Here is a 25,983-nt window from a genome sequence, read left to right as displayed (position 1 = left end):
CGCAGGTCGGAGCGGCGATGGCGGAACGTCTCGCCTCGGATCTCGCGGCGCGTACGGGAACGCCCACGCCGTACGGCGTGCCCCCGGGCGCCTATCTCGCGGCCGTGGTGCACGAGCGCCAGACGCGTGAGGCACGCCGCGCCTTCGGCGGTGCGACGGGCCCCGGCGTGACGCCGAGCGGTCAGGCTCCGGGGGCCGGGTGGTCCGCCGCACCACCGGCCGCCCCCGCCACCATGCCTGGCGTTCCGGTGGCTTCCCCTCCTGCCTCGCCTACGGCGCCTGGTGCCTCCGCTCCCGTCGAGGCACCGCGGCAACCGCCGGCCGAGCGGCCGAGCACCGGGTTCGCGCCACCCGCCTAGGTACGCGTCACCCGGCCGAGCTTTGCCATCGGCCCGGTGCCGTCGCCACCGGCATCGGCACCGGCACCGGCACCGGCACCGGCACCGGGCGCATGACTGCCCCATCGGCACCCGCCGTTGCCGTGGCGCCGCCCCCGCCTCTCAGCCGAGCCCCCGGCCGAACCCCGCCGGCCGATCTCCGTCAGTCGAACGTCGACGGCGGTGATTCCAGATGTTCCAGCTCCACCCCGGGAGCCGCGAGGACCACGTCGCCCGCGATGTGAACGGTGTGCTGTTCGCCGGTGTCCAGGGCTGTGACCTGGTATTCGTCCACGGTCAGGGGGCCGTTGTCAGTGGCGTGTGCTTCTCTTGCGATCAAGGCCCAGGACTGGTCCACGGTGCGCGGGGCGAGGACCGGGTCGGTGAAGGCGACGAGGCGTACTCGGGTCGCGGGCTCGGAAGGGGTGAGGCGCAGGAGACGGGCGGTGGCGATGAGGAACGCCGGGGAGGTGCCGGTGAAGGCATGCGCGCGGACATTGCCTTCGGTGGCATGCGTGCCGGTGGGGTCGGTGCGGACCCAGGTGACGCCGTCGAGGGCGGCGCCGCGGACCTGCCAGCTCGCGGCGTGGAGTTCGAGGCGTAGGGGGCGGCCGAGTTCGTCGAGGGCGAGGTCGACGGAGCCGGTGTGGTCGCCGGAAGGAGCGGTCAGTTGGGACACATAGCGCCAGCCGGAGGGACCCGGCGCGCAGTGGAAGTGTTCTTCGGCGAGGAGGGTGTGGTCGTGCGGGTCATGAAGCGAATACCGGCCGCGGGGCATGGGCGTCCTGAGTCGTGACGGGCTGATCCGGCCGACGGGCGTACCACGGGCCGAACGGGCAGGCCCCCGGCACGGGGGTGCGGGGGCCTGCCTGTGAGCTGCCGCGGGAGTGCGTCAGCGGAGGTGCGTGATCAGTACCTGATCAGTAGCGGTAGTGGTCCGACTTGTACGGGCCCTCGACCTCTACGCCGATGTACGCGGCCTGCTCCGGGCGGAGCGTCGTGAGCTTCACGCCGAGCGCGTCGAGGTGAAGGCGGGCGACCTTCTCGTCGAGGTGCTTGGGCAGCGTGTAGACGCCGGTCGGGTACGCGTCGGGCTTGGTGAACAGCTCGATCTGGGCCAGGGTCTGGTCCGCGAACGAGTTGGACATCACGAACGACGGGTGGCCGGTGGCGTTGCCCAGGTTCAGCAGACGGCCCTCGGACAGGATGATGATCACCTTGCCGTCGGGGAAGGTCCAGGTGTGGACCTGCGGCTTGACCTCGTCCTTGACGATGCCGGGGACCTTGGCGAGGCCGGCCATGTCGATCTCGTTGTCGAAGTGGCCGATGTTGCCGACGATGGCCTGGTGCTTCATCTTGGCCATGTCGGAGGCCATGATGATGTCCTTGTTGCCGGTCGTGGTGATGAAGATGTCGGCCTTGTCGACGACCTCGTCGAGGGTCGTGACCTGGTAGCCGTCCATGGCGGCCTGGAGCGCGCAGATCGGGTCGATCTCGGTGACGATGACGCGGGCGCCCTGTCCGCGCAGGGACTCCGCGCAGCCCTTGCCCACGTCGCCGTAGCCGCAGACGACGGCGGTCTTGCCGCCGATGAGGACGTCGGTGGCGCGGTTGATGCCGTCGATCAGGGAGTGGCGGCAGCCGTACTTGTTGTCGAACTTCGACTTGGTGACGGCGTCGTTCACGTTGATCGCCGGGAAGAGGAGGATGCCGTCGCGCTGCATCTCGTACAGGCGGTGGACGCCGGTGGTGGTCTCCTCGGTGACGCCGCGGATCTCCGAGGCGAGCTGGGTCCACTTCTGGGAGCCCTCGGTGATGGTGCGGTGGAGGAGCTCCAGGATGACGCGGTGCTCGTCGTTCTCGGCGGTGTCGACGGAGGGGACCTCGCCGGCCTTCTCGTACTCGACGCCCTTGTGGACGAGGAGGGTGGCGTCACCGCCGTCGTCGAGGATCATGTTGGGGCCGCCGGTGGGGCTGTCCGGCCAGGTCAGCGCCTGCTCGGTGCACCACCAGTACTCCTCCAGGGTCTCGCCCTTCCAGGCGAAGACCGGGACGCCCTGCGGGTTGTCCACGGTGCCGTTCGGGCCGACGGCGATGGCCGCGGCGGCGTGGTCCTGGGTGGAGAAGATGTTGCAGGAGGCCCAGCGGACCTGGGCGCCGAGGGCGACCAGCGTCTCGATGAGGACGGCGGTCTGCACGGTCATGTGCAGGGAGCCGGTGACGCGGGCGCCGGCGAGGGGCTGGGCCTCGGCGTATTCCTTGCGGATCGCCATCAGGCCGGGCATCTCGTGCTCGGCGAGGGTGATCTCCTTGCGGCCGAACTCGGCCAGGGAGAGGTCGGCGACCTTGAAGTCCTGTCGCTGATCGACAGTCGTCATTAGGAGCTGCTCCTCGGTGTCGGGTCGAGGGTGGGTAGGGCTGGTCTGCGCGGCGGCGGACACAGGGGTGCCCGAAGAGGACACAGGCATGCCCGCGTGCGCGCAGCGCAGTCCGTCGGAGGCCCTCTCTCCCTCGGTCGGTCCTCGCTGGGACCGCCCGACCGCCATCAGCAGCGACGTCTGGCTCGGTCCCAAGCTACACCGGTCGACCCATGCGGCCCCAGTCCGCCCGGAGAAGGATCAAGACCTCACCGAGGGGCGGCGGGGGCTCGTAGGGCCCTGGCCTGGGGTGTCGGCGGTGCGGCGGTGCGTGGCCTGTGACGGGAAAGGGCCCGCCGTGTGATGCGGCGGGCCCGGTCCTGTGGGTGCGTGGGTCAGTGCTCGGCGGTAGGGGCGGGGCCGCCGGGGGTGGCCTCGGTGTCGGGGCCCTTGGCGGCCTCGGCCTCGCTGTAGATGTCGGGCTCGAGGTAGATGACGCGGGCGATCGGGACGGCCTCGCGGATGCGGGCCTCGGCGGCGTTGATGGCGTTCGCCACCTCGGCGGCGGTGTCGTCGTGCTGGACGGCGATCTTGGCGGCGACGAGGAGTTCCTCGGGGCCGAGGTGGAGGGTGCGCATGTGGATGACGCGGGTGACGGTGTCGCCGTCGACGACGGCCGCGGCGATCTTCTCGACCTCCTCGGCGCCGGCGGACTCGCCGAGGAGGAGGGACTTGGTCTCGGCGGCGAGGATGATCGCGATGAGGATGAGCAGGGCGCCGATGCAGAGGGTGCCGATGCCGTCCCAGACGCCGTCGCCGGTGAGCAGGGCCAGGCCGACGCCGCCGAGGGCGAGGATCAGGCCGACGAGCGCGCCGAGGTCCTCCAGGAGCACGACGGGCAGCTCGGGGGCCTTGGCGTGGCGGACGAACTCCGTCCAGGATTTCGTGCCGCGGAGGGTGTTGGACTCCTTGATGGCGGTCCGGAAGGAGAACGACTCGGCGATGATCGCGAAGACGAGGACGCCGACGGGCCAGTACCAGTGGTCGATCTCGTGCGGGTGCTTGATCTTCTCGTAGCCCTCGTAGAGGGCGAACATGCCGCCGACGGAGAAGAGGACGATCGAGACGAGGAAGGCGTAGATGTAGCGCTCGCGGCCGTACCCGAAGGGGTGCTGCGGGGTGGCCTCGCGCTTGGCCTGCTTGCCGCCGAGGAGGAGCAGGCCCTGGTTGCCGGAGTCGGCGAGGGAGTGCACGGACTCGGCGAGCATCGAGGACGAGCCACTGAAAAGGAACGCCACGAACTTCGCTGCCGCGATGGCGAGGTTGGCGCCGAGTGCCGCCACGATCGCCTTGGTGCCGCCTGACGCGCTCATCTGTCCGGGGTGTCCCTTCGCCTACGCATGTCTCTGTGCATGGGCATGGGTACCCACGCTTCCGTCCGTCACCGGCCGGGCTTGGGGCCTGTCGTTTGAATCACGCCTGGGCCGCGGGGCTCACCGGCAGCATCAAGGCGCCGCAGCCCGAAGCCGGCATGATCCAAACGACAGGCCCCAGCCCGCCTTTTGCAGGGGGCATTGTTGCAGCCCGGTCCGGTGTCGGTGCGCCGGGTCGCGGATCAGCAGGGGGTCACGCCGTTCACGCGACGACCGTGGCGCGGAAGACGGTGCCCGGTCCGGACACCTCGGCCTTCTCGTCCGCCGGGACGAACACGGACTCGCCGGGGGCGAGGATGTGTTCGCCCGCCCGTACGGAACCGGCCGTGCAGAGCAGGATCTGCGGGGTCGGGAGGGTGAGGTCGTGCGGGGCGGTGGCCTCGGGGAGGACATAGCGGGAGAGGCGGAACTCGTCGATGGGGGTCGCGTAGACCTCCTCGCCGTCGGGGGCCGCCTCGGGGCGCAGGACGCCCGGGTCGGTCGCCTCGAAGCGGACGATGCGCAGCAGTTCGGGGACGTCCACGTGCTTGGGGGTGAGGCCGCAGCGCAGGACGTTGTCGGAGTTGGCCATGATCTCGACGCCGAGGCCGTCGAGGTAGGCGTGCGGGATGCCGGCGCCGAGGAAGAGGGCCTCGCCGGGCTGCAGGCGTACGTGGTTGAGCAGCATGGCGGCGATGACGCCGGGGTCGCCCGGGTAGTGGTGGGCGATGTCGGCGTAGGGGGCGTAGTCGCCGCCGAGGCGTGCGCAGGCGGCCGCGGCCTGGGTGACCGTCTCGGCCATCGCCTCGGGGTCGGCGCTCAGGACGGCCGTCAACACCTCGCGGAGCGCGGCCTCTTCGGGGTGGGCGTGCAGGAGGTCGACGTACGGCTTGAGGGAGTCGACGTCGAGGCCGGCGAGCAGGTCGGCGGCGCGCAGTGGGTCGCGGAAGCCGCAGAGGCCGTCGAACTCCGTGAGGGCGCAGATCAGTTCGGGCTTGTGGTTGGCGTCCTTGTAGTTGCGGTGGCCCGCGTCGAGGGGGATGCCGCGGCGTTCCTCGTCCTCGTAGCCCTCCCTGGCCTGTTCGAGGTCGGGGTGGACCTGGAGGGAGAGGGGGGCGCCGGCGGCGAGGATCTTCAGCAGGAACGGCAGGCGGGGGCCGAACTTGGCGACGGTGCGCGGGCCCAGCTCGCTTTCGGGTGCCTCGTCGATCACCTCGGTGAGGGGGCCGCGCGCGGTGCGCGAGGGGGCGCCGGGGTGGGCCCCCATCCACATCTCCGCCTGCGGTTCGCCGGTGGGGGCCACGCCGAGGAGGTGTGGGATGGCGGTGGTCGAGCCCCAGGCGTAGGGGCGGATGGTGTTGTCGAGGCGATCCATGGTGTGTGTTCTTCTCCGTACGCCGTTCGGGGGTCTGCCGGGGCCAGGTAAGGATCAGGCTCCCGAGGCGAGCGAGAGGTAAACGGCGGCGAAATCCGTGATGGCGATCATCTCCGCGAGGGTCTCCAGGTCGCTGCCCTCCTCGGGTTCCAGCTCGCTGATCGCGGTCTCGTGGCCGAGGGCCAGCTCGCGGGCGGCCGGGGCGGCGCTGAGTCCGCCGGTGGGCCGGTCGCGCAGGAGGAGCACGCGCGCGTGGAGGGCGGGTGGCTCCTCGACGCGGTCGCGGAAGAAGGCCTCGGGGTCGGCGCTCGCGGCCAGGGGGCCGGACAGCACCACCGCGTGCGAGGCGAGGGCCTCGGGGAGCTGGGCGGCGAGGGCGGGGCGGCCCGCGAGCTCGGCGAGCGCGGAGGCGAAGCGGCGGCCCACGGGGCCCGCGGACTGGCCCTCCGTCCAGATCAGCGGGAGCGCGTCGGCGAACTCGGCGGCGAGCGTCTTGGCGGGGTTGCTGTACGTGGCGATGGCGGGGCCGCAGCGCTCCGCGACCTGGTCGAGGCGGTCGGCGACCTTCGCCAGGGCGTCCCGGTCGGCGGCGACGATCCCCATACGGTCGAGGAGCGCCAGCATCGGGGTGAGCAGGGCCCACAGGATGCCGGGAGCGGCGGCGCCGAGGGGCACCTCCAGCTCGTACGGGGCGGTCGCCATCGGTACGAACAGGCCGCGGGAGCCCGCCATCGCGTCGGCGACGGGGGTGCGGGGCGGGGCGACGGCCACGACGGTGCAGCCGCGCCGGTAGGCCTGGTCGACCAGGAGCGACAGGCCGGGTTCGGTGCCGTCGGCGGTGGCGATCAGGAGGAGGTCGACGGAGCCGGCCCAGCCGGGGAGGTCCCAGCGGAGGGCGCCCGGGGCGGGGGCCACGCCGGTGGGGTGGATGCGGGTGATCGGGCAGCTGGAGCCGGCGAGGGCGCCGAGCAGGTCGGCGACGCCGGCGGAGGCCATGCCGGGGCCCGCGATCATGAGGGCGCGGGGGCGGCCGTCGGGTTTGAGGTCGGCGATACCGGCCTCGGTGCCGAGGCGGACGGCCGTGCGGACCCGGGCGCCGGCCTCGGCGGCGCCGCGGAGCAGGCCGCCCCGGTCGGCCTCCGACAGGGCGTCGGGGGTGTCTAGCAGCGATTCGTCGAGCATGGGCGGCAGCCTCCGATTCGCCGGGTGCCCTTTTTCGCCTTCGCGCCGGGTTTCCCTACCCGCGCGGGGTTACGCCTTGCCGTGTGCCCGGAGCCGGGGCCCGGGGCGGGGGGTCACGCCGGGCGGCGGGCCTCGTCCACGAGGAGGACCGGGATGCCGTCGCGGATGGGGTAGGCGAGGCCGCAGTCCTGACCGGTGCAGGTCAGCTCGGTGTCCTCCTCGGTGAGGGGGGCGTGGCACGCCGGGCAGGCGAGGATCTCCAGGAGGCCGGCTTCGAGCGGCATGTCGGGGTCCCTTCGGGGGCGGGGTTCTGTTGTGCGGGGTGGTGCGGTGCGGCCTGGTCAGCGTACCGCCGGGAGGGGGTCGGCGCCGGGGTTGGGAGGGGCGTCCGGGCCGTGCGGGGCGGGTCCTCGCCCGGTGGGGAGCCCGGCCCGGGGGCGAGGTTCCGCCACCCGGGCTGGACCCGGGGAGGCCCCGATCGGCCGCGCGGGCGGCCCTCACCGCGCCGGGGGGCGCGGGCGGCGGCGCCGGGCGCGGCCCATCGTCCGCGAGGCCGGCGCGGTCACCCCCGGATGATCGCCAGGACCTCGTCGCGGAGCTTGGTCATCGTCGTCTCGTCGCGGGCCTCGGCGTTCAGGCGGAGGAGGGGCTCCGTGTTGGAGGGGCGGACGTTGAACCACCAGTCCGCGGAGGACACGGTGAGGCCGTCGAGCTCGTCCAGGGTCAGGCCCTCCTGGCCCTCGTAGGCGGCCCTGACGGCGGCGAGGCGGGCGGTCTGGTCGGCGACGGTGGAGTTGATCTCGCCGGAGCCCGCATAGCGGTCGTACTGGGCGACGAGGCCGGAGAGGGGGCCGTCCTGGCCGCCGAGGGCGGCCAGGACGTGGAGGGCGGCCAGCATGCCCGTGTCGGCGTTCCAGAAGTCGGCGAAGTAGTAGTGGGCGGAGTGCTCGCCGCCGAAGATCGCGCCGCTGCGGGCCATCTCGGCCTTGATGAAGGAGTGGCCCACGCGGGTGCGCACGGGGGTGCCGCCGCACTCCCGGACGACCTCGGGGACGGACCAGGAGGTGATCAGGTTGTGGATGACCGTGCCCTTGCCGCCGTTCTTGGCGAGTTCGCGGGAGGCGACCAGGGCGGTGATCGCGGACGGCGAGACGGGGTTGCCCCGCTCGTCGACCACGAAGCAGCGGTCGGCGTCGCCGTCGAAGGCGATGCCGAGGTCGGCGCCCTCCTCTCGGACGCGCTGTTGGAGATCGACGATGTTCGCCGGGTCGAGGGGGTTGGCCTCGTGGTTGGGGAACGTGCCGTCCAGTTCGAAGTACATCGGGACGAGGTCGAGGGGCAGGCCGGCGAAGACCGTGGGGACCGTGTGACCGCCCATGCCGTTGCCCGCGTCGACGACGACCTTCAGGGGCCGGATCGCGGTGAGGTCGACAAGACCTCGGAGGTACGCGGCGTAGTCCTCCAGGGTGTCGCGCCGGGTGATCGTGCCGGGGGTCGCGGCGGGCTCCGGGGCTCCGGTCTCGCTCCACTCCTCGGCGAGGGCGCGGATCTCGGCGAGGCCGGTGTCCTGGCCGACGGGGGCGGCGCCCGCGCGGCACATCTTGATGCCGTTGTACTGGGCGGGGTTGTGCGAGGCGGTGAACATCGCGCCGGGCAGGTCGAGCGCGCCGGAGGCGTAGTAGAGCTGGTCCGTCGAGCAGAGGCCGATCTCGGTCACGTGCACGCCGCGTGCCGCCGCGCCACGGGCGAAGGCGCGGGAGAGGCCGGGCGAGGAGGGCCGCATGTCGTGGCCGATCACGAGGGCGTCCGCGTCGGTGACCTGGGCGAAGGCGGCGCCGAAGAGTTCGGCCAGGGGCTCGTCCCACTGGTCCGGGACCACACCGCGCACGTCGTACGCCTTCACGATCGTCGACAGATCAGCAGCCACGGCCAAACCCTCCTGAAGTCCTCACCGGATCGCCCCAAACTACCCGGCCGGTGTTACGGCCGACTGCGTGACCTCCGAGGTCGTTGGCCCCTGCCAGGGGCCGGCGCCCGACGCGGCGGGTCGGCCGGGGAGGCGGGCGGGGAGGTGGGCGGACGCGGCGAACCGGGTGTCGGCGAGGGCGGAGCGTCGGGAGGGAGCGCCCCGGTGGGCGACGGCGAGGGACGTGGGGCACCGCGGGGGCGGCGGCAACGCCACCGAACGAGGTGTCAGTTGTCGGGTGAGCGCAGGACGCGGAGGTGACCCCGGCGGGCGACCTCCATCGGGTCGGCCGTACGGGCACCGCCGCCGGCCTCCGCGGCGCGCTGCTGCGGGCGGGCCGCCTCACGCACGGCGTTGGCGAGCGCTTCCAGGTCGTCACCGCTGGGGCGGGCGGGAGCCGAGGCGTCCAGCAGCCGGACGACCTCCCAGCCGCGCGGGGCGGTGAGGCGCTCGGAGTGCTCGGCGCACAGGTCGTAACAGTGGGGTTCGGCGTAGGTGGCGAGCGGGCCGAGGACCGCGGTCGAGTCGGCGTAGACGTACGTCAGCGTCGCGACGGCGGGACGGCCGCAAGCGGTGCGCGAACAGCGACGTACAGGGCTCACGATGTTGGACGGTACCGCACTCTTGAGCGGGCCGCGACGACTCTCCACCAGGTCACTCCACCGTGTCGTCATGTGAGACGCCCCACACGCCTCTCCGAACCCACCTCGCTGACCTGCGAGTAACTCCTCGTCCGGCATTCCGAACGACTCGAAAGGCGCTCAATTATCGCTACAAACCAGGTCATTTGATGCGAGTTCATCGGTCCGGGAGAGAACGGATTCGAGCCCAACCTTGGCTGGATTGGTCATCCGGCGTCGGGCCGTACGGCCCTGCGGCGCACCCGTGTTCGGCGCGCCGGTTGGACGTACCAGGTCAGCGGTGTCGGAGCGGGGGTGCGGCGCGGGGTGTGGAGCCGGGCGCGCGCACCTCGTGAGGACTACGCTTCACAGGTGATGGACAACCTCGTACCGCCGCCCGCCGCCTCCGCACCCGGGCCCCGCCGTCGTGATCGGCACGGCCGGGGGATGCGCGGCCCCATCGCGCCGCCGCAGGTGCCGCTCGCGGCGAGTCGCGCGGAGGTCTTCGCCGACCTCGTGCAGGACTCCGTGGAGCGGCTGGAGCGACGGTGGCCGCAGCTGGCCGACATCGACTTCCTCGTCCTTGAGGTGCCGCGGCTGGACGGGCCGGGGGACGGGGTGTGGAACGACGAGGCGGTGCCGCTCGGCGGGATCGTGCCGGCTCGGGAGGGGCGGGTCGCGCGGGTGGTGGTGTACCGGCGGCCGGTGGAGATCCGGACGAAGGGGCGGGACGAGCGGGCGGCGCTGGTGCACGAGGTGGTCGTGGAACAGGTCGCCGAGCTGCTGGGACTGAATCCGGAGACCGTGGATCCCCGGTACGGGGAGGACTGACCCGGCTGGGGCGCCCGGGAGGCCCCCAGCCCCCTAGGGCCTGTCGTTCGGATCCCGCCTGGGCCGCGGGGCTTGGCACGCACCAAGCCCCGCTCACCGGCAGCGTCAAGGCGCCGCAGCCCGAAGCCGGCGTGATCCGAACGACAGGCCCTAGTCCTGGAGTACTGCCACGTCCTCGTGGGCCTGGGGGACCGCTACCGTTCCTCGGTCGTCGGGGAGGGTCTGGATGGTGAAGGCGGGGATGGCGTCGACCTTGGACTCCAGGGTGCGGGCGGCGTAGACGGGGGTGTCGGTGAGGGGTTCCACCGTGAGGGCGTAGGGGCCCTTCAGGCCCGCCGGGACGGGGAACTCCACGTTCTGGGTGGTGCCCGCCTTGATCGTGAACGTCTTGGTCGAGGGCTCGCCGGCGGTGCCGCCCGCGGATGCCGTCACCTTGACCTCGGCCGCGCGGCCGGGGGCGGTCAGGGCGAGGGTCGTGCCCTTGGCGCGGTTGTCGGCGACCGTGGCGCGCTTGCCGACGGGGCGGGTGGCCGGGATGAACGCCGTCTCCTGGTTGGCGCCCTTGCCGCGGACGACGCGGAGGGCGGCCACCACCGGGATCGACTCGTCGGTGGGGCTCAGCAGGAGCGATCCGGCCTCGCCGCGGGTGATGGCACCGAGGTCGGCCGTGGCCGTCATCCCCGCCTTGACGTGCAGGGTCTCGCTGCCGGCCGGGGTGATCGTCCCGGAGGGCGAGGCGAGCCGGAGCTTCAGGTCGGCGTCGGTGTCACCGGGGGTGAAGGCGATCAGCTGGACGGACGTGGCGTCCTCGGGGATGCCGGGGAGGACCGCGGTGGCGGCCGGGTCGGCCACGGCGGCCAGCCAGTCGCCGCCCTGCTTGTCGTCGAGGGCCTGCACGGCGGCGCCGACGCGACCGCTGCGGACGCTGACGTGGATCGTGAGGTCCGCCTGCTTCTCCGTGGTGAGCGTCGACAGCAGAACGGGTTCGGTGGAGCGGGGCCGGACCGTGATGCCCTCCCCCACCGTCGACTTCAGCTCGCCGTCCTTGCCGTACAGCTCGATGTCGACGACGGCCGCCGCGTCGTCCGGGTTGGTGAGGTGGACGTAGTCGGTGCGACCGGCGGCCGTGCTGACGCCCGGGAACCAGAACTGCGTGTCCGGGGCGGTGCAGTTGACGCCGAGCAGGCCACGGCCGGTGCCGGCGGCGACCTCGGTGGTCTCCTGGACGGTCCAGCCGGGCGCGAACTTCCCCTCGGCGGTACCGATCAGCGCGGGCGCGTCACCGCCGTCGGTGCTCCCGGTGGCGGGCTTGCCCGGCTCCTTCGGCTCCAGGACGGGCTTGGCCTTCTTGCCCTTCTCACCGCTGTCCGCCGACTCCTCGCCCGCGGAGGCCAGTTGGGCGCCGCCCTTGCCGGAGACCCCCTTGGTGGCGGGCGTGAAGGACGTGTACGCGGTCTCGGCGACGTCCGAGGAACTCGGCCGGGGGCAGAGCAGACTCGTTCGCTCCACGGGGAGTCGGGCGGCCGCCTCGACGGCGGTGTCGCCGCCGGAGGCGTCGGGCGCGCTGAGCACGGCGAAACCGGTGACGGCGGCGAGGGCGGTCGTGCCGGCGATCAGGGACAGGGTCGTGCGGTTCACTGCTGGCTCCCGTCGGGGCGCTCGGGGTCGGCGCCGGTGCCGTGCGACGGGTCGTACGTCGCGTCGTAGCCCTGGGTGTACGTCTGGTCGTAGGAGGCCGTGTCGCCCCCGTAGGAGGCGTACGGGTCGTACTGGCCGCCCTGGTAGGGGTCCGCCTGGTAGTGCTGCTGGTCGTAGGTGCCCGCCGGGTACTGCTGGGCGGCCTGGTACTGCTGGTCGTACTGGCCGTACTCGGCGCCCGCGTAATTCGGGGTGTCCCACTCGCCGTACGCCTGCTGCTCCGGGACGGGGACGGCCACCGGGGCCTCCTCGGCGGGCGGGGGCGGGGTGCCCGTGGACTGGTCGGCCTCGGCCTCGGCCTCCGCCTGGGCGCGCAGGCGGCGGGCGCGGCGGCCGTCGCCGGTGGCGTCCTGGGAGGGAACCGCGACCGGCTCCTCGGGCAGGTCGTCGTCGACGTCCCGGCGGCGGCCCGGCAGGGCGAGGACCACGAGGACGACGGCGAGCGAGCCCTGCGCCCACAGCCAGCCGGTGTGGCTCACGGGCTCGTCGAAGGTGACGTCCAGACGGCCGCCCCCGGTGGGGAGTTGGAAGCCCTGGGCCCAGCCGTCGACCGTGGTCGGGGTGAGCGGCTTGCCGTCGAGGGTGGCGGTCCAGGACTCGTCGGCGGTGTCGGCGAGGCGCAGGACGCGGCCCGAGCCGCCGGCCGGGAGGGTGGTGTGCACGTCGACGGGGCCGGCCGCGACGGACTTCGGGTCGCCGGAGCCCGTCTCGACGGTGACGCGGGCGACCTCGCGGTCCACGCGCCACAGGGCGCTGCCGTCCTTCTGGCTGAGCCGGCTCAGGCCGGGCGTGGCGTCCAGGACGCGGCTCATCTCGCGGGGGGCGCCCGGGCGGACGAGGACGTAGCGCACGGCGAAGCCGCCGAGTTCGTCGGCCTGGTCGGCGCCGGAGCCGGCGACGAGGTTGGCGACCACCTTGTCGAGCTGCCGGTTCCGTCCGGCGGCGGCCGTGAGTTCCGCGTCGCCGAGGCGGACGCCGGAGCCGCGGACCAGGGTGTAGGAGACCTCGGCGGGCGAGTCGCTGTCGAGGACGAGGGTGCGGGCCTGGTCGCGGGTACCGCTCTCCTCGGCGACGAACGCGGGGACCTGGACGGGGTCGCGGCGCTCCAGGGGCCCGTCGGCGCCGCCGATCATCCAGCCGGCGGCGGCGAGGAGCGGGCCGACGGCGGCGGCGAGCGCGATCAGCGCGGCCACCGGCTGACGCCAGCCGAAGCTCTGCTCGGCCACACGCGCGCGTGCCCCGTCGGCGCCCAGGGTGGCGGCGGCCAGGAGGGCGATGCCGTAGACCAGGGTCGCGGGGCCCGCCCAGGTGGAGTTGTTGGACAGGACGGCGAAGACGAGTCCCACCAGAGCCGCCGTCCAGGCGGTCCCGATCGCCAGTCGGCGTTCCGAGCGCAGCAGGGCGGCCAGCGCGGCGAGGACCACGCCGACGAGGGTGAGGCCGCCGACCGTGCCGGGGCCGCCGGGGCTGATGCCGAGCAGATCGGTCGGGGAGGCCGCGCTCGCCCCGTACTCCAGACCGGCCTGCTGGAAGAAGCCGAACGGCAGCAGGGTGAGCGACCAGGGGGCCAGGATCAGCAGCGGGGTGCCCAGCTGGGCGAGGAAGCGCGGGCCGTACGCGGTGATCTCGCGGCGGCGCACACCGAGCACGGCCAGGCCGAGGAGCAGCGCGATGGGCCACACGATCGGGGTGAACGCGGTGGTGATCGTCAGCAGCAGCGCGTACGCCCAGGTCGCGCGCCAACTGCCGCGCGCCCCCGTGCTGTTCGTGAGCCCCGCTGCGGCGGCGCCCGCGCGGGCGATCAGGGGGAGCAGGATCGCGAGGACGGCGGTGCCGACGCGCCCCCCGGCGAGGGCACCGGTGACGGCGGGCAGGAAGGCATAGACGACGGCCGCCCAGGCGCGCAGCAGCCGGGACTCGACGAGGGGCCGTGAGGCGAAGTACGCGGTGAATCCGGCCAGCGGCACGGAGGCCACGAGGAGCACGGTGACGGCGAGGCCGGTCGAGCCGAGCAGCAAGGAGGCGAGCATCGCGATGATCGCCAGGTAGGGCGGGGCGGCCTCGGCGCCGCCTGCGCCGATGGGGTGCCACGCGTCCAGGTAGCGCGACCACAGCTCGGCGGAGTCGGCGGGCGCGGGCAGCAGGGCGCCGCCCGCGAGGGCGCCGCCGCCGAGGAGCGCGCGGCACGCGGCGAGTGAGGCGAGCAGCAGGACGAGGAAGAGCAGCGGGCCCGGTTTGCGCGCGACGCGCTTGAGCCGGGCGAACTGCTCGACCTCCAGGAAGTCGGCGTCGTCGTCGCCGGGCCCGGACTCGACGGCGCCGCCGTGCCGTCCGGCCGAGGAGGGCTCGGCGTCGGAGCGGCCGAACAGATCACCGGCTGCCTGCTCGACGGTGGCGCGGACGGTCGCGCCGGGCGGCGGGAACAGCGCGCGCAGTTCGCCCTTGTCGATCTGCGCCCCGCCTCTTCTGCGGCGTCCGGCGATGATCCGCTCGGGCCGCAGCAGCGCGCTCAGCAGACCGCGGATCTCGTCGACGGCCTGACCGGGGACCTTGCCGACGAGGTAGGCGACGGTCCGCAGCAGGGTGCCGAGGACGATACGGAACAGCACCCAGGGGAGCTGTGCGGTGCGGGAGTTGACGAGGAGGGTGTAGACGGCGCCCGCCTTGTCGACCATGTGCGGGGAGGCGGCGGAGCGGCCCACGCAGTCGACGGTGCGGCGCTCGCGGGAGGACGCCTCGGCGTGCCGTACGACCGCTTCGGGGGCGACGAGGACGCGGTGGCCGGCGGCGGTGGCGCGCCAGCACAGGTCGACGTCGTCCCGCATGAGGGGCAGCCGTCGGTCGAAGCCGCCGAGTTCCTCGAAGACGTCGCGGCGGATCAGCATGCCGGCGGTGGAGACGGCGAGGCTGGGCTTGACGTGGTCGTGCTGGCCCTGGTCCTGCTCGCGGCGGTCCAGGCCGGTCCAGCGGCGGCCGGAGGCCGCGATGGTGACGCCGACCTCCAGGAGCTGACGGCGGTCGTACCAGCCGCGCAGCTTGGGGCCGACGACGGCGACGTCGTCCCGGCCCAGCTCGCGTTCGTTCTCCACGACGCGCAGCAGCTGGGCGAGGGCGTCGGGCTCGGGGGCGCAGTCGTCGTGCAGCAGCCACAGCCATTGCACCGGCTCTCCGTGCGGGAGCTCGGGCATGTCGTACGCGTCGTCGCGCCAGGTACGCGTGACGGGGTCCCAGCCGCTGGGGCGGCGGAGGTAGGCCAGGTCGTCCTGGGTGAGCACGCCCGCGGTGCGGTTGGCCTCCTCGACGGCCTGGCCGAACCCGGTGCGCCGGGCGAGGTGCAGGACGCGGTCGGCGCCGAGGGCGTCGGCGAGGAGCTGGGCGGAGTCGTCCGCGCTGCCGGTGTCGGCCGCCATGGCGCTCTGCACGGGGCGCTCCTGGCCGAGCAGTCCGGCGAGCGCGTCGGGCAGCCAGCGGGCGCCGTCGTGCGCGACGAGGACCGCGGTCACCACATGACGTGGGAACTCAGGGGTGGCAGCGTCGTGGGCTGCGGTGTGGCTGTGCACGGACATCGAGGTACGGGCCCCGGTTCGATGGACTGCGGTGGACGTCTGTGTCCGGCGGGGACAGCGGGACGTCTCGGACGAGGGCCCACACTAACGGCTGAGCACCACGGCGGCCCGCCGCCTGTGGACAAGCCACCTGCGACGGGCCGTTGGTCACCCGGTTCCGCTGGGACGTGCTGCGGACTGCCGACTTCCTGTGGTGTGTGGTGTGCGGAAGGTGCGTGCGGTGAGCGCCGCGCGCGCTCAGACGGCGGCCTTCTTGAGGCGGCGGCGTTCCCGCTCGGACAGGCCGCCCCAGATGCCGAAGCGCTCGTCGTTGGCGAGGGCGTACTCGAGGCACTCGGAGCGGACCTCGCAGGCCAGACAGACCTTCTTGGCCTCGCGGGTCGAGCCGCCCTTCTCGGGGAAGAAGGACTCGGGGTCGGTCTGGGCGCACAGCGCGCGCTCCTGCCAGCCGAGTTCCTCGTCCGCGTCGTCGACCAGCAGTTGCTGCACGAGCTCGGTCATGTGCGCCCCTCGTCCGTCTTTCGCGTCCCCGTCGTGCGGCCGTTACCGATTTCGGCTGAACGACACGAGTGAAATTACAAGTGTGCTGCTACGGGCGAGTCAAGCCGAGATCTGCTATTGGGCCCCTTATTCACTCTGCGGAACCAAGGCTATGCGGAAAGTGTTCAAATCGGCATAAACCCTGACAGCAGCTTGACGGTGGGTGGAAGTCCCGTACGGTCTCCCTCTCTTACGAGGGAAGACGTCCAGGAGTTCGATCTCGTTCCGGCCCGCTCGCACTCACCCGTATCGGGTTGTGCGCCATGTGTCCCCGACTCCCCATGCACAAACCTTTCACCGGGGTGATGCACCGAAAGAGGTGAAGCGGCATCCACATACCGGACGTGAAGTTGACAGCAGAGGTGTGAACCGCTGTCCTAGTGGGCATGCTCGCGAACTTGGCACTCACCTCGACCCGCTCCGCCGGGTCCCTCGGTGCTGCCCGCGCTCGCTGTAGCTGTTGCTGTCCCAGCTGTTGAGCCCAACGCGCTCCGGCTGCCACTGAGCCCATCGCGGCTCGGCTGCTGTTCCCCTCCGCCCGCACCCGGGCATCCGCCCCGCCCGTGACCCGGGCGGACGGCACGCGACACCCAGCCATCCCCCACACTCTTCGCCGAGGACCACCTCATCCCATGAACAGCGACAGCGACCTCCAGATCGCCGGCGACATCCTCGAGGTACCCCACCTCCTGCGGACGCCGCGCCAACATCCGGTCACCGTGGCCGAGTTCGCCGGACTGGCCCGCTCCATCGCCGAGGACCGAGCCCAGTGGGAGCACCTCGTCGAGTACGACGCGACGACCCGCTGGTACCACCGGCTGCGCACCGGCCCCGGGTACGAGGTGTGGCTGCTGTCCTGGGTGCCGGGTCAGGGCACCGGGCTGCACGACCACGGCGGCTCGTCCGGGGTGCTCACCGTCCTGGACGGCACGCTGACCGAGCGCACCGACCGGGGGACGCGGGTGCTGGCCGCCGGCGCGCAGCGGGTCTTCGCGCCGGGCTACGCGCACGAGGTCGTCAACGACACGCTGGAACCGGCCATAAGCCTGCACATCTACTACCCGGGCCTGACGGACATGCCGATGCACACCAAGGCCTGCGCGACGCGGACGGCGACCGCCACGGCCTGACGCCGGGCCCGGCCGAAACCGTTCGTGGTCGGGGGCGGGCGCGCGGTCCGTTGTCATGGGCGCCTGCGAGACTGACTCCCATGCGCATTGTGGTTCTGGCGGGTGGCATCGGTGGTGCCCGGTTCCTGCGCGGCCTGAAGCGGGCCGCTCCGGAGGCGGACATCACGGTCATCGGCAACACGGGGGACGACATCCACCTCTTCGGCCTGAAGGTCTGCCCGGACCTCGACACGGTGATGTACACGCTCGGCGGCGGCATCAACGAGGAGCAGGGCTGGGGCCGGGCCGACGAGACCTTCCATCTGAAGGAGGAGCTCGCGGCGTACGGCGTCGGACCGGAGTGGTTCGGCCTGGGCGACCGGGACTTCGCCACACACATCGTGCGGACGCAGATGATCGGCGCCGGATACCCGCTGAGCGCGGTCACCGAGGCGCTGTGCGACCGGTGGAAGCCGGGGGTGCGGCTCATCCCCATGACCGACGACCGGGTCGAGACCCATGTCGCCGTCGACCTCGACGGCGAGCGCAAGGCCGTCCACTTCCAGGAGTACTGGGTGCGGCTGCGGGCCTCCGTGCCCGCCGAGGCGATCGTGCCGGTCGGCGCCGAGCAGGCCAAGCCCGCGCCGGGCGTCCTGGAGGCCATCGCGGAGGCGGACGTGATCCTCTTCCCGCCGTCCAACCCCGTCGTCTCCGTCGGCACCATCCTCGCCGTGCCCGGCATCAGGGAGGCGATCGCCGAGGCCGGGGTGCCGGTCGTCGGGCTCTCCCCCATCGTCGGGGACGCGCCCGTGCGGGGCATGGCCGACAAGGTCCTCGCCGCCGTCGGTGTCGAGTCCACCGCCGCGGCCGTCGCCGAGCACTACGGCTCCGGGCTGCTCGACGGCTGGCTCGTCGACACGGTCGACGCCGGCACCGTCGAGCGCGTCGAGGCGGCGGGCATCCGCTGCCGGGCGGTGCCCCTGATGATGACCGATCTCGACGCCACCGCGGCCATGGCCGGGGCGGCGCTGGCGCTCGCCGAGGAGGTGCGGGCCGCGTGAGCGAGGAGACCGCGGGAGAGGCGTCCCCGGCCGCCGGGTACCGGGTGTGGGCCGTGGCCGGCCTTCCCGAGATCCAGCAGGGGGACGACCTCGCCAAGCTGATCGCCGCGGCCGAGCCGGGGCTGCGCGACGGGGATGTGCTGCTCGTCACCTCGAAGATCGTGTCCAAGGCCGAGGGCCGGACGGTCGAGGCGGCCGACCGGGAGGCCGCGATCGACGCCGAGACCGTCCGGGTCGTGGCCCGGCGCGGTGCCCTGCGCATCGTGGAGAACCGGCAGGGCCTGGTGATGGCCGCCGCCGGCGTCGACGCCTCCAACACCCCCGCCGGGACCGTCCTGCTGCTGCCCGAGGACCCCGACGCCTCCGCGCGGGCCGTCCGGGACGGGATCAGGGACGCGCTCGGGGTCGAGGTCGGGGTCGTCGTCACCGACACCTTCGGGCGGCCCTGGCGCAGCGGGCTCACCGACGTGGCCATCGGCGCGGCCGGGGTACGGGTCCTCGACGACCTGCGCGGCGGCACGGACGCGCACGGCAATCCCCTCAGCGCGACCGTCGTCGCCACCGCCGACGAACTGGCCGCCGCCGGTGACCTGGTGAAGGGCAAGGCCGCCGGGCTGCCGGTCGCCGTCGTGCGGGGCCTCGCGCACGTCGTCGCCGAGGACTCGGGCGAGGGCACGAAGGCCCTGGTCAGGGGCGCCCGCGACGACATGTTCCGGCTCGGGACCTCGGAGGCCGTACGGCTGGCGGTGACTCAGCGGCGGACCGTGCGGTCGTTCACCGACGAGCCGGTCGACCCCGGTGCGGTACGGCGTGCCGTGGCCGCCGCCGTCACCGCGCCGGCGCCGCACCACACCACGCCGTGGCGGTTCGTGCTGCTGGAGTCCGAGGAGTCGCGGGTGCGGCTGCTCGACGCGATGCGGGACGCGTGGATCGCGGACCTGCGGCGGGACGGCAAGAGCGAGGAGTCCATCGCGAAGCGGGTGCGGCGGGGGGACGTCCTGCGCAACGCGCCGTACCTCGTGGTGCCGTGTCTGGTGATGGACGGGTCGCACACCTACGGGGACGAGCGGCGGGACGGCGCCGAGCGGGAGATGTTCGTCGTCGCCACCGGGGCCGGGGTGCAGAACTTCCTGGTCGCGCTGGCCGGGGAGCGGCTCGGGTCCGCGTGGGTGTCCTCGACGATGTTCTGCCGGGACGTCGTACGGGACGTGCTGGCGCTGCCGGAGCAGTGGGACCCCATGGGTGCCGTGGCCGTCGGGCACCCGGCGGCGGAGCCGCCCGCCCGGGGCGAGCGGGACGCGGGGGCGTTCATCGAGGTGCGGTGACGGGGGCCGGATGCCTCCGCCTCCGCCTCCGGGGGCTCTCGGCCTCGGTGGAACCACCGCCTCCTATGCTCATAAGGCGCCCCATAGCTTCCTAGGACCTCACCGTGGCCGGACGTTTCTCCCCCCGACCTACTCGTACGACCGTGCGAGGCGGGCATGTCGTGGTGCCCGGTGGGGTGCCCCGTCCCGCGCCCGCGCCGGGGCTTCGGCGGACGTGGACGCCTGAGGGGCCGTTCGATTTGGGGCTGGTGCTCGGGCCGCTCAAGAGGGGGCCCGGCGATCCGACGTTCAAGGCGACCCCCGACGGGGCCGTGTGGCGGGTCTGCCGCACACCTGCCGGGGCCGGCACCCTCAGGGTCGCCGTGCGCGGCGGGGCCGTCGAGGCGGAGGCCTGGGGTCCCGGCGGCGAGTGGCTGCTCGACCGACTGCCGCCCCTGCTGGGGGCGTCGGACGAACCCGACGCGTTCGTGCCCCGGCACCGGATCGTGGCGGCGACCTGGCGGCAGCGTCCGGGACTGCGGCTGACGCGGACCGGGCTGGTGATGGAGTCGCTGATCCCGTCGATCCTGGAGCAGAAGGTCACGACGGACGAGGCGTACCGGGCGTGGCGGCTGCTCGTACGGAAGTTCGGGGAACCGGCGCCGGGGCCCGCGCCCGCGGGCATGTCCGTGATGCCGACGGCCCGCGAGTGGGCGTTGATCCCGTCGTGGGAGTGGCACCGGGCCGGGGTCGACAACAAGCGGGCGTCGACGATCCTGCGGGCGGTGCGGGTGGCGGGGCGGCTGGAGGAGGCCGTCGGGATGTCACCCCAGGACGCGCGGGCACGGCTGGAGCTGGTGCCGGGGATCGGGCCGTGGACGTCGGCGGAGACGGTGCAGCGCAGCCACGGGGCGGCGGACGAGGTGACCGTGGGGGATGTGCATCTGCCGGGGATCGTGGGCTACGCACTGGCGGGCGACCGGGACGCGGACGACGCGGTGATGCTGTCGCTGCTGGAGCCGTATGCGGGGCAGCGGCATCGGGCGGCGCGGTTCATTCTGCTGTCGGGGCGGGTGCCGGGGCGGAGGACTCCGAAGATGCCTCGCTGGGACATCGGGCGCCTATGAACTCGGGCCGGGGGGTGCGTTGGCGGGTGCGGGTGAGTGGGGGCTTGTCGCGCCCACGCGGCGGAGCCGCATATGTCACCGCCCCGCGCCCCTGAAGGGAACGGGCCTGCGGCCCGCCCTTCATCGGAAAAGCACGGGGCCGCAGGCCCCTGCTTTTCCAGGGGCGCGGGGAACTGCGCGACCAGCCACACACCACCCGCACCCGCCGAACCAACAGCGCGCCCCCGAGCTACTGGGCGCCCTCGTCCGACGAGAAGCGGAGCGCCCCCGTGGGGATCTGGGCGTCGCACCAGACCCTTACCCCGGCACGGAGTTCGTTGTCCGCGCCGATGACCGCGCCGTCTCCGACGACCGTGCCCGTGAGGACGGAGCGTTCGCCGATGCGGGCCCGGGCGCCGATCAGGGAGTCGGTGATGACCGCGCCGGGTTCGACGACGGCGCCCGCGAGAACCGTGCTGCCGAAGACCCGCGCGCCCTCGCCGACGAACGCGCCCTCGCCGACGACCGTGCCGCCGGTGAGCTTGGCGTCGCCGGCCACCCGGGCGGTGGGCAGGACGAGACGGTCGCCGCAGCGGCCGGGCACCGCCGGGGACGGGGCGCGGCCGAGGACGAGGTCGGCGGAGCCGCGGACGAAGGCCGCGGGGGTGCCGAGGTCCAGCCAGTACGTGGAGTCGACCATGCCCTGGAGGTGGGCGCCCGCCGCCAGCAGGTCCGGGAACGTCTCGCGTTCCACCGAGACCGGGCGGCCCGCCGGGATCGTGTCGATGACCGAGCGGCGGAAGACGTACGCCCCCGCGTTGATCTGGTCGGTGACGATCTCCTCGGGCGTCTGCGGCTTCTCCAGGAAGGCGAGGACGCGGCCCGTCTCGTCGGTGGGGACGAGACCGTAGGCGCGCGGGTCGGTCACCTGGGTCAGATGGAGCGAGACGTCCGCTCCGGTCGTCCGGTGTGTGCCGACGAGGCGGCGGATGTCCAGGCCGGTGAGGATGTCGCCGTTGAAGACGAGGACGGGGTCCTCGGGGGCGGAGTGGAGGTGTGCGGCCGCGTTGCGGATGGCGCCGCCCGTGCCGAGGGGCTCCTCTTCCGTGACGTACTCGAGGTGGAGGCCGAGGGCGGAGCCGTCGCCGAAGTGGGGTTCGAAGACCTCGGCCAGATAGGAGGTGGCGAGGACGATGTGGTCGACGCCCGCCGCTCTCGCCCGCGCCAGTTGGTGTGTGAGGAAAGGGACTCCGGCCGCCGGGAGCATGGGCTTCGGAGTGTGCACCGTGAGCGGACGCAGTCGGGTGCCTCTGCCGCCGACCAGGAGGATCGCTTCTGTCACCTGTCGTCTCTGCTTCCTGCCGGGACCGGCCGAACTGTCTTTCGGCCGGCCAGTGTATGCAGACCGTTCGAGGGCGCCTTCATGGACGTGCGGAACCCCGCCGGTCTGCCACTTCGCAGGTCGGCGGGGTGTTGCGCGGGGACACGGCGGGCGTGCCCCCGGCCTTGCTGTGCTGCCGTGCGGTGGCCTCCGGCCGGCTCACCGGTGTGCGGTCGGGGCGGTGGCGCCCCTGGTTCCCCTTCAACCTGCCGCTGTCCTACCGCCCTTGGTACCGGGCGGCTTCCGAGCGGGTCGTACCGAGCTTTCCGTAAAGGCGCCCCCCCGGGCACTCGGTCGCGAACCCGTCACGGTGGCCGGAGATCACGTTCAGTCGTACCTTCTTACCTTTTGCGTACAGATTGCCACCCCCGGAGATGAGATCCGTCTTGCCCTTGGGGTTCGCCCGGTAAAGACCGAGTTTCCAGGCGGTGAGTTGCGCGATTCCCGTCACAGCGGCGGCGGGCGGATTGGTGCTGCCGAAGCTGCCAATGACCGCGACCCCCATGCTGTTCGTGTTGAAACCGAGGGTGTGGGCACCCATGACGGCCTTCGCTACGCCACCCGCGCGCCCCTCGTAGATGTTTCCGCACTTGTCGACGAGGAAGTTGTAGCCGATGTCCCGCCAGCCACTGCTCACCACGTGGTAGCGGTAGATACTGCGGATGACGGAAGCCGCCTCGTTACAGCTGTAGTTGTTGCCGGAGGCGGTGTGGTGCACGAACGCCGCCTGGACCTTCTTGGTGTAGAGGAAGTCCCGTTCGCGGAGCTTCTCGTCGGCGCCCCAGCCGCGGCGCGTGACGATGCGTGGACGCGGCCCGATGTAGGGCTTCATGCCCGGCTCCAGGTCGGCCAGCCCGGCCTCCGTCGCCTTGCGCGACAACGCCGGGATGACGGTGGCGCCGAGCGGCGCGAGGTCCGCGTTGACGGCGGAGGCGGCGGCGGACTCCACGGTCAGCGTGCCGAGCCGAGAGGCGTCCACGGGCGTGCCGACGGGCGGGGGGTCGGCGGCCGGCCCGGCCCCCGGGGTGGTCGCCTGCGTCGACACGGCCTCCGGGACGCCGGTGCCGGGGTCGACCAGTTCGAGGCGTAGGCCGTCCGGGAGCGTCTGGACGCCCGGCGCGGCCGTACGACCGCTGACCTCGGCCCGTACGCGGACCTCGACGCCGTCGGACTCGCCGACCCAGAGCGGGGCGGTGGAGCCGCGGACCCGGCTGGAGGCGCGTTCGGCGGTGTCCGGGTCGGCGGCGTGCTCGTGGTTGTGGGTCTCGACGTCCTGCCAGCCGGACCAGTGGGTGGTGCCGCGCGCACGGGCGCGGACCTGGACGCGGCCGTGCAGTTCGGTGTCGGGGTCGTCCCACACGACACCGACCAGCGAGAAGGACCGTACGTCGCGGCGCCCGAGGCCCTGTTCGGCGGCGGTCGGGGGAAGGCTGCGGTCCGTCGCGAGCGGGACCAGGGGGAGCGACTGGGTGCGGCCGGACGGCGATGCGGTCGCTCTGTCGACGGCCGGGGCACCGACCGAGGCGGCTTGTGCGGAGGTCGCGGACTGTTCGGAGGCGGAGGTGTCGAGGGCCGGGGCGGGGGTCGCGGCCGCGGCGGGCAGCGCGGCGGGGAGGGCGAGGACCGCAGCGCAGGCGACACCGATCGAGGAGGCGAGGAAACGAGAGCTACGCATACGCCCGATCTTGGACATAGTCATACATATCTGTCCATCGCGGAACTGACGGACCGTCGGCTCCGCTCCGCCGAACCGGTGGGTGGCACTGGGCCGAACCGGTGGCCCCTCCGCTTCGCCCCGCACCCGCCCCGCGCCCGGCCCCGCGTACGCTTACGCGGATGAACGCCACCGATCGCACCCCTGCCGACCTGCTGCGATCCGCGCTCGCCGCGGACCCCGCGCGCCCCCTGGTGACCTTCTACGACGACGCCACGGGCGAACGCGTCGAATTGTCCGTGGCCACCTTCGCCAATTGGGTGGCCAAGACGGCGAATCTGCTCCAGGGCGACCTGGCCGCGGAGCCCGGCGACCGGCTCGCGCTGCTGCTGCCCGCGCACTGGCAGACGGCGGTGTGGCTGCTGGCGTGCTCGTCGGTGGGTGTCGTCGCCGATGTCGCCGGGGACCCCGGCGCGGCCGATCTCGTGGTGAGCGGGCCGGACACCCTGGAGGAGGCCCGGGCCTGCTCCGGGGAGCGGGTCGCCCTCGCGCTGCGGCCGCTCGGCGGGAGGTTCCCGCAGACCCCGGCGGGTTTCGCGGACTACGCCGTGGAGGTGCCCTCGCAGGGGGACCGGTTCGCGCCGTTCGCGCCCGTGGACCCCGAGGAGCCGGCGCTGATCGTGGCCGGGCGCGAGTTCAGCGGCGCGGAGGTCGTGGAACGGGCACGCGCCGAGGCGGGCGACCTCGGGCTCACGGGGCCGGGGTCGCGGCTGCTGTCCGGAGCGGGCTACGACACATGGGAGGGCCTGCTGGCGGGCCTGTACGGGCCGCTGGCGACCGGGGGTTCCGTGGTGCTGTGCCGGCACCTGGACCAACTGGCGGAGGACGCGCTGGCCAAGCGCGTCGAGAGCGAGCGCGTCACGGCCGTCGCACGCTAGCGGGCCTCGGACCGCAGCCGCCGTCCCCTCCGGCGGGCCACCGGCCCCGTCGGAGGGCCTCGGACCACAGCTCCCGTCCCCGTCGGCGGGCCGCAAGCCACCGGCCCCGTCCCCCGTTCGGCCTACCCCCGGCCGCCCCCGCGCCCCCTCTCGCGCCATCGTCGTAGGAGCACAGCTCGCTCGTACCTCGTACGCCGTGAGGGGTGGCCGACAGTGAACGACGCCGGAGGCAGGACGGGGGTGCTCGGGCCCGGTGCGGGTGGTTCCGCCACCGGGGACGGGCTTCTGCGCCGCCGTCGGCGGCGGTGGCTGCGCTGGACCGCGGCGGGCGCCGCGACGATGCTGCTCGGGGGCATGGCGGTGGGGTGGGCCGCCTACCGGAAGCTGGACGGGAACATCACGTCGGACCAGACGGCGGCGGACGAGCTGGCCCGGTACGAGCGGGAGCGGCCGACCGCGCTGGTGCGGGACGCGCAGAACATCCTGATGATCGGGTCGGACTCCCGGTCGGGGAACGAGAACGGCAGATACGGGCGGGACTCCGGCACTGAGCGGTCGGACACGACCATCCTGCTGCACCTGGCGGCCGACCGGCGCAGCGCGACGGCGGTGTCCCTGCCGAGGGACCTGATGGTGGACGTGCCCGGCTGCCGCAGGGCGGACGGCACCCGGTCCGAACCGACCTTCGCGATGTTCAACTACGCCTTCCAGGCCGGGGGTTCGGCCTGCACCATCCGGACGGTCGAGAAGATGACCGACATCCGCATCGACCACCACGTCGTCGTGGACTTCAGCGGCTTCAAGGAGATGGTGGACGCCGTGGACGGCGTCGAGGTGTGCGTCGAGGCCCCCATCCGCGACAAGGCCGCCAAGCTCCGGCTGCCCGCGGGCAGGGTGACACTGAACGGCGAGCAGGCGCTCGGCTATGTGCGGGCCCGCAAGACGCTGGGCGACGGCAGCGACACCGAACGGATGGACCGCCAGCAGCGCTTCCTCGCGGCGCTGGCCGCGAAGGTGCGCAGCAACGGCGTCCTGCTGAATCCGGTGAAGCTCTATCCGGTCCTGGACGCGGCCACGTCCTCACTCACCACCGACCCCGGTCTGGCGAGTCTGCGCGGTCTCTACGACCTCGTCCGCGGGATGCGCGGCATTCCCATGGAAAGGGTGCAATTCCTGACCGTTCCCAGGAAGTCGTACGCACAGAACGCCAATCGTGACGAGCTCGTCGAGCCGGCGGCACACCGGCTTTTCGCCCGGCTGCGTTCCGACGCACCCGTGGCCGTGGCCCGGGAACTCCCGGAAGGGGGACCCGAAGGACATGCGGACGCGCTCTCGGACGGCTCTTCTCTCACCCCCGATCCGGTGCCCACTTTTCGCGGTCGCACGGCCGCCGAAGGGGCCTGCGAGTGACCGGACCGGGTCCCCGCAGGTAAAACGCACGTCAACACGAGGAACAAATGCTCTAGGAAATGGGCAGATTGCCCACATGTAGGGACGTGCAATTTG

The 25,983-nt window shown here is 73.0% G+C and carries 20 protein-coding genes; 7 read left to right on the top strand and 13 right to left on the bottom strand.

The window, feature by feature from the left end; genetic code table 11:
• Positions 1–540: 540 nt before the first annotated feature.
• The 8 genes from M8J73_RS11320 to M8J73_RS11285 all read right to left on the bottom strand — a co-directional run bounded on the left by M8J73_RS11320 (position 541) and on the right by M8J73_RS11285 (position 9,319).
• The gene (locus tag M8J73_RS11320; protein ID WP_249828547.1) at positions 541–1,155 is read right to left on the bottom strand and encodes a hypothetical protein; all 615 of its coding nucleotides are present in this window, start codon (positions 1,153–1,155) and stop codon (positions 541–543) included.
• A gap of 142 nt (positions 1,156–1,297) precedes the next feature.
• Positions 1,298–2,755 (bottom strand): adenosylhomocysteinase, encoded by a 1,458-nt coding sequence (gene ahcY / locus M8J73_RS11315; protein ID WP_055717644.1) that lies wholly within the window; start codon positions 2,753–2,755, stop codon positions 1,298–1,300.
• Between the two features lie 374 nt (positions 2,756–3,129).
• A complete protein-coding gene (locus M8J73_RS11310; protein WP_249828546.1) occupies positions 3,130–4,107 on the bottom strand; it encodes a cation diffusion facilitator family transporter in 978 nt (325 codons plus the stop codon).
• A 262-nt stretch (positions 4,108–4,369) separates the two neighbouring features.
• Complete coding sequence (gene manA / locus M8J73_RS11305) at positions 4,370–5,521, bottom strand: mannose-6-phosphate isomerase, class I (RefSeq protein ID WP_249828545.1); 1,152 nt, start codon at positions 5,519–5,521, stop codon at positions 4,370–4,372.
• A 54-nt stretch (positions 5,522–5,575) separates the two neighbouring features.
• Positions 5,576–6,703 carry an SIS domain-containing protein gene (locus M8J73_RS11300; RefSeq protein WP_249828544.1) on the bottom strand — a complete coding sequence of 376 codons (1,128 nt, stop codon included), beginning with the start codon at positions 6,701–6,703 and terminating at the stop codon, positions 5,576–5,578.
• Positions 6,704–6,816: 113 nt separating this feature from the next.
• Entirely contained in the window at positions 6,817–6,987 is a 171-nt protein-coding gene (locus M8J73_RS11295) for a Trm112 family protein (RefSeq protein ID WP_099963864.1), read from the bottom strand.
• A gap of 278 nt (positions 6,988–7,265) precedes the next feature.
• A complete protein-coding gene (locus M8J73_RS11290; RefSeq protein ID WP_055541395.1) occupies positions 7,266–8,630 on the bottom strand; it encodes a phosphomannomutase/phosphoglucomutase in 1,365 nt (454 codons plus the stop codon).
• 266 nt (positions 8,631–8,896) lie between these two features.
• Positions 8,897–9,319, bottom strand: a complete 423-nt coding sequence (locus M8J73_RS11285; protein ID WP_249828556.1) for a DUF3499 domain-containing protein — start codon at positions 9,317–9,319, stop codon at positions 8,897–8,899.
• 345 nt (positions 9,320–9,664) lie between these two features.
• Here M8J73_RS11285 and M8J73_RS11280 point away from each other — a divergent pair, with 345 nt between their 5' ends.
• A complete protein-coding gene (locus M8J73_RS11280) occupies positions 9,665–10,120 on the top strand; it encodes a metallopeptidase family protein (RefSeq protein WP_055519820.1) in 456 nt (151 codons plus the stop codon).
• Between the two features lie 150 nt (positions 10,121–10,270).
• Here the strand turns inward: M8J73_RS11280 and M8J73_RS11275 are convergent, their stop codons facing one another.
• The 3 genes from M8J73_RS11275 to M8J73_RS11265 all read right to left on the bottom strand — a co-directional run bounded on the left by M8J73_RS11275 (position 10,271) and on the right by M8J73_RS11265 (position 15,885).
• The gene (locus M8J73_RS11275; RefSeq protein ID WP_055540426.1) at positions 10,271–11,758 is read right to left on the bottom strand and encodes a DUF5719 family protein; all 1,488 of its coding nucleotides are present in this window, start codon (positions 11,756–11,758) and stop codon (positions 10,271–10,273) included.
• Complete coding sequence (locus M8J73_RS11270; RefSeq protein WP_107424036.1) at positions 11,755–15,384, bottom strand: glycosyltransferase family 2 protein; 3,630 nt, start codon at positions 15,382–15,384, stop codon at positions 11,755–11,757. The genes M8J73_RS11275 and M8J73_RS11270 overlap by 4 nt, the downstream gene beginning before the upstream one ends.
• 237 nt (positions 15,385–15,621) lie before the next feature.
• Positions 15,622–15,885, bottom strand: a complete 264-nt coding sequence (locus tag M8J73_RS11265; RefSeq protein ID WP_003975777.1) for a WhiB family transcriptional regulator — start codon at positions 15,883–15,885, stop codon at positions 15,622–15,624.
• A gap of 671 nt (positions 15,886–16,556) precedes the next feature.
• On the opposite strand from M8J73_RS11265, the gene M8J73_RS11260 reads away from it, so the two are divergent.
• From M8J73_RS11260 to M8J73_RS11245, 4 genes are all read left to right on the top strand, one after another.
• Complete coding sequence (locus tag M8J73_RS11260) at positions 16,557–17,054, top strand: cysteine dioxygenase (protein WP_055540428.1); 498 nt, start codon at positions 16,557–16,559, stop codon at positions 17,052–17,054.
• 80 nt (positions 17,055–17,134) lie between these two features.
• Positions 17,135–18,094 carry a 2-phospho-L-lactate transferase gene (cofD, locus tag M8J73_RS11255; protein ID WP_055540429.1) on the top strand — a complete coding sequence of 320 codons (960 nt, stop codon included), beginning with the start codon at positions 17,135–17,137 and terminating at the stop codon, positions 18,092–18,094.
• Positions 18,091–19,419: a coenzyme F420-0:L-glutamate ligase gene (locus M8J73_RS11250; RefSeq protein WP_055540430.1), complete on the top strand. Its 1,329-nt coding sequence runs from the start codon at positions 18,091–18,093 to the stop codon at positions 19,417–19,419. Before cofD ends, M8J73_RS11250 begins: the two co-directional genes overlap by 4 nt.
• 104 nt (positions 19,420–19,523) lie before the next feature.
• Positions 19,524–20,525, top strand: coding sequence for a DNA-3-methyladenine glycosylase family protein (locus tag M8J73_RS11245; protein WP_055540431.1), 1,002 nt, complete (start codon positions 19,524–19,526; stop codon positions 20,523–20,525).
• 229 nt (positions 20,526–20,754) lie between these two features.
• Here M8J73_RS11245 and manB read toward each other — a convergent pair whose 3' ends face one another.
• Both manB and M8J73_RS11235 read right to left on the bottom strand, forming a co-directional pair.
• Positions 20,755–21,846 carry a mannose-1-phosphate guanylyltransferase gene (manB, locus tag M8J73_RS11240; protein WP_055538807.1) on the bottom strand — a complete coding sequence of 364 codons (1,092 nt, stop codon included), beginning with the start codon at positions 21,844–21,846 and terminating at the stop codon, positions 20,755–20,757.
• Positions 21,847–22,102: 256 nt separating this feature from the next.
• Entirely contained in the window at positions 22,103–23,578 is a 1,476-nt protein-coding gene (locus M8J73_RS11235) for a peptidoglycan recognition protein family protein (protein ID WP_249828555.1), read from the bottom strand.
• Between the two features lie 143 nt (positions 23,579–23,721).
• On the opposite strand from M8J73_RS11235, the gene M8J73_RS11230 reads away from it, so the two are divergent.
• Positions 23,722–24,477 (top strand): TIGR03089 family protein, encoded by a 756-nt coding sequence (locus M8J73_RS11230; protein ID WP_249828543.1) that lies wholly within the window; start codon positions 23,722–23,724, stop codon positions 24,475–24,477.
• A gap of 213 nt (positions 24,478–24,690) precedes the next feature.
• Positions 24,691–25,887 (top strand): LCP family protein, encoded by a 1,197-nt coding sequence (locus M8J73_RS11225; protein ID WP_249828542.1) that lies wholly within the window; start codon positions 24,691–24,693, stop codon positions 25,885–25,887.
• The last annotated feature ends 96 nt before the right edge of the window (positions 25,888–25,983 follow it).

Source organism: Streptomyces neyagawaensis, assembly GCF_023516595.1.
Lineage (GTDB): Bacteria > Actinomycetota > Actinomycetes > Streptomycetales > Streptomycetaceae > Streptomyces > Streptomyces neyagawaensis.
This window is presented reverse-complemented; position numbering and strand designations above follow the sequence as displayed.

Coding starts and splice junctions, on each gene's coding strand:
- M8J73_RS11320 (WP_249828547.1), bottom strand. CDS start 1,155: ATGCCCCGCGGCCGGTATTCGCTTCATGACCCGCACGACCACACCCTC.
- ahcY (WP_055717644.1), bottom strand. CDS start 2,755: ATGACGACTGTCGATCAGCGACAGGACTTCAAGGTCGCCGACCTCTCC.
- M8J73_RS11310 (WP_249828546.1), bottom strand. CDS start 4,107: ATGAGCGCGTCAGGCGGCACCAAGGCGATCGTGGCGGCACTCGGCGCC.
- manA (WP_249828545.1), bottom strand. CDS start 5,521: ATGGATCGCCTCGACAACACCATCCGCCCCTACGCCTGGGGCTCGACC.
- M8J73_RS11300 (WP_249828544.1), bottom strand. CDS start 6,703: ATGCTCGACGAATCGCTGCTAGACACCCCCGACGCCCTGTCGGAGGCC.
- M8J73_RS11295 (WP_099963864.1), bottom strand. CDS start 6,987: ATGCCGCTCGAAGCCGGCCTCCTGGAGATCCTCGCCTGCCCGGCGTGC.
- M8J73_RS11280 (WP_055519820.1), top strand. CDS start 9,665: ATGGACAACCTCGTACCGCCGCCCGCCGCCTCCGCACCCGGGCCCCGC.
- M8J73_RS11270 (WP_107424036.1), bottom strand. CDS start 15,384: ATGTCCGTGCACAGCCACACCGCAGCCCACGACGCTGCCACCCCTGAG.
- M8J73_RS11265 (WP_003975777.1), bottom strand. CDS start 15,885: ATGACCGAGCTCGTGCAGCAACTGCTGGTCGACGACGCGGACGAGGAA.
- M8J73_RS11260 (WP_055540428.1), top strand. CDS start 16,557: ATGAACAGCGACAGCGACCTCCAGATCGCCGGCGACATCCTCGAGGTA.
- cofD (WP_055540429.1), top strand. CDS start 17,135: ATGCGCATTGTGGTTCTGGCGGGTGGCATCGGTGGTGCCCGGTTCCTG.
- M8J73_RS11235 (WP_249828555.1), bottom strand. CDS start 23,578: ATGTCCAAGATCGGGCGTATGCGTAGCTCTCGTTTCCTCGCCTCCTCG.
- M8J73_RS11230 (WP_249828543.1), top strand. CDS start 23,722: ATGAACGCCACCGATCGCACCCCTGCCGACCTGCTGCGATCCGCGCTC.